We start from the raw sequence: 1,771 nt of genomic DNA, 5'->3' as shown, positions 1-1,771 counted from the left end.
CGGGCTTTCCCGCAATAACGGTACCCCTGTCACGTCCCTTCCGGATCTGCCCCCGTCATCGCGGGCAAGCCCGCTCCCACAGGGGACATCGCTGACCTGAAGTCCTGCGCAAGATTTCACCATTTGCCCGCCCCAAGGCATACTTGCCACCCTCCGCAATCCAGAACCCGAAAGCGCCCCATGCGTATCCACGTCAGCTTCATCGACCGCGTCGGCATCACCCAGGAAGTCCTGGCCCTGCTCGGTGGGCGCAATCTCAATCTGGATGCGGTGGAAATGGTCCCGCCCAACGTCTACATCGACGCCCCGACCCTGAGCCCGGAAGTCCTTGAAGAGCTGCGTGATGCGCTGTTCAGCGTGCGTGGCGTGCAAGCGGTGACGGTGGTCGACATCCTGCCCGGCCAGCGCCGGCACTTGCAGCTCGATGCATTGCTGGCGGCCATGACCGACCCGGTGCTGGCACTGGACAGCGCTGGCAAAGTGTTACTGGCCAACCCGGCATTGATCGCCCTGTACGGTCGCGAACCAGCCGGCGAAAGCATTGCCGAGCTGTTTGCCGACCCGGCGTTGCTCGATGCCTTGCTCGAACACGGCTTTCGCTTGCCGCTGCGGGAAATCACGGTCAACGGCCAGACCTTGTTGCTGGACGCCACGCCGATCACCGACGCCGGCGCCCTGCTCACGCTCTATCAACCAAACCGTATCGGTGAACGCCTGTCGGCACTGCATCACGATCACGCAGAAGGTTTCGATGCGCTGCTCGGCGAGTCACCGGTGATCCGCACGCTCAAGGTTCGCGCGCAACGGGTGGCGGCCCTCGATGCACCGCTGTTGATCCAGGGCGAAACCGGCACCGGCAAGGAACTGGTGGCCCGGGCTTGCCACGCCATCAGCGCGCGACACAGTTCACCGTTTCTGGCACTGAACTGTGCGGCATTGCCTGAGAACCTCGCCGAAAGCGAGCTGTTCGGCTACGCCCCAGGCGCGTTCACCGGCGCACAACGCGGTGGCAAACCGGGGCTGATGGAATTGGCCAACCAGGGCACGGTGTTTCTCGACGAAATCGGCGAGATGTCGCCGTACTTGCAGGCCAAGTTGCTGCGTTTTCTCAACGACGGCAGCTTCCGTCGCGTGGGCGGTGATCGCGAGGTGAAGGTCAACGTGCGGATTCTCAGTGCGACCCACCGCGACCTGGAAAAAATGGTCAGCGAAGGTCAGTTCCGTGAAGACTTGTTCTATCGCCTCAACGTGCTCAACGTCGAAGTGCCGCCGCTGCGCGAACGCGGCCAGGACATCCTGCTGCTGGCTCGCTACTTCATGCAGCAAGCCTGCGCGCAAATCCAGCGCCCGGTCTGTCGCCTGGCGCCAGGCACTTACCCGGCACTGCTGGGCAACCGCTGGCCGGGCAATGTGCGGCAACTGCAAAACGTGATCTTCCGCGCCGCCGCCATCTGCGAAAGCAGCCTGGTGGACATCGGCGACCTCGACATCGCTGGCACCTCGGTGGCGCGCCAGAGCGATCACGACGTCGACAGCCTGGAGCAAGCCATGGACGAATTCGAGAAAACCCTGCTGGAAAAACTCTACGTCAGCTACCCCTCGACCCGCCAACTGGCCAGCCGCTTGCAAACCTCGCATACGGCGATTGCCCATCGGTTGCGCAAGTACGGAATCCCCGGCAAGGCCTGACACACACCAATCTCTGATCCACCACAGATCCCTAATGAAATGGCTACCCCCTCACACCCTGTGATCGCTCTCTAAGCTTTCA

1 protein-coding gene is annotated in these 1,771 nt (G+C 62.6%); it reads left to right on the top strand.

The features are described from left to right. Positions 1 to 180: 180 nt before the first annotated feature. The gene (locus ACW9JC_RS30110) at positions 181 to 1,689 is read left to right on the top strand and encodes a sigma-54-dependent transcriptional regulator (protein ID WP_248693108.1); all 1,509 of its coding nucleotides are present in this window, start codon (positions 181 to 183) and stop codon (positions 1,687 to 1,689) included. Positions 1,690 to 1,771 lie beyond the last annotated feature (82 nt).

It is taken from the genome of Pseudomonas sp. SDO5591_S426 (assembly GCF_054070755.1).
This window is presented reverse-complemented; position numbering and strand designations above follow the sequence as displayed.